1 protein-coding gene is annotated in these 1,483 nt (G+C 38.2%); it reads right to left on the bottom strand.

Going from position 1 to position 1,483, the window contains the following annotated elements:
* Positions 1 to 11: 11 nt before the first annotated feature.
* Entirely contained in the window at positions 12 to 1,385 is a 1,374-nt protein-coding gene (locus ACFOUY_RS09010; protein WP_378960175.1) for an IS5 family transposase, read from the bottom strand.
* Between the last annotated feature and the right edge of the window lie 98 nt (positions 1,386 to 1,483).

Below are 1,483 nucleotides of genomic sequence, written 5' to 3' on the forward strand. Positions count from 1 at the left end.
TTAGTCGAGCCTTAAAAAGCCCATTTTAGATTAAATATTTTTTGAATTTGAATTTTTGAACTATTTATCACCGCAAGCAATTTATTGGTCATCAATATTAGGCTCTTAAAGCAGTTGAATAAAAAGCCAAACATGGATGTTTTGTATTTATTATACATTCTTTTGAAATTGAAAGCGGTAGCTGCTAGCAGAATGTTGATGTTATCTCCAGTTATTCCCTTATAAAAATTACGTCCTAAGCGATGATCTGATTTTAAATGGCCGATCACTGGTTCAATTGCTGCTCTTCGCTTAAAGCCGTTTCGTAGCTTTGTTTGCTTGTATTTACTTAACTTTTTGTTGTTGAATGGCTTGGGTATAGCTATTCCTGTTTCCCCTACTTTAGCTTTACCCTGGTAGCCTCTATCTACGGTAGCACTTTTCGCTCGCCTACCGGTTAGTTTTTCATGTTGATCCAGGACAGTTTCCAGGGTATGCCCATCGTATTCATTCCTGAAGCCCATTGCCCCTACAATTACACCCGTATTTTGGGTGTAAACAATAGAGACCTTGTTTCCAAACTCATATTTCTTATGTTCCTTACCTTTAGAAATACATTTTACATCAGGCTCGTGTAGTGAATATATTTTATTCTTATCTGCTTTTTTTTGAGCCAAAACCCTATTAAATAAGTCAATTTCCTCTGCATAAGCACCTTCTGGTAAATTTCGCTCCAACTCCCGAACCATTCTGCCGGCAATGGTTTTTACGCTCTTATCCGCTTTGCGGGCCTTGCCCTTGTTTTTGGGATGATTGCGGAAACGCTGGTCGATACCCAGTTTCTTTAAAACGAAAGTATAGCTTTGACGCTGTTTTAAACCATTTTTCTTACTGATGGATTGGCATTTAACAATAATCTTGCGATGTAGTTTAGCATCTGTTGGGTAGGTAATGTTTTTTTCCTGAACGGTGGTATCGATACTCACATGTGCTTGTTCTGCATCTTTTCCGTTGATACGGATACTTTCTTTAAAGATAAGCTCAATTCCCGCCTCACCTATCCGCTTGCGGAAATGTACCAGTTCAGATGCCTCACAGGGCACCTTGGGTATAAAGTTTAGCTCCCCACAAAAGTATTGGTAGTAATTGTTTTCCGACCATTGTTCTACCAGATTCTCATCAGAAACATCACGTAGATGTTTCAAGATCAGTAGGCCAACCATTAATCTGATCGGCTTGGCTGGTCTGCCGTTGTCCAAACAGTACAATGGCGCAAAGGCTTCTTCAAAGATAGACCACTTTACCTGCCCTGCCAAAATAAACAAAGGGTGCTTTTGGTTAAGCATAACCGACAGAGACGAATAAAATAAGCTGGGACCATTATCTACTACTTTCTTAGCCAACATATCGAAAAAATTTGCAAGGTTTGAAAACGAAAATACTCATTTCTTGCATATTTTAATGCAAAAATTATGCCAAATATAATTTTAAATAACTGTAAATC

The organism is Pedobacter jamesrossensis (genome assembly GCF_042650905.1).
In the GTDB taxonomy this organism is placed as follows: domain Bacteria; phylum Bacteroidota; class Bacteroidia; order Sphingobacteriales; family Sphingobacteriaceae; genus Pedobacter; species Pedobacter jamesrossensis.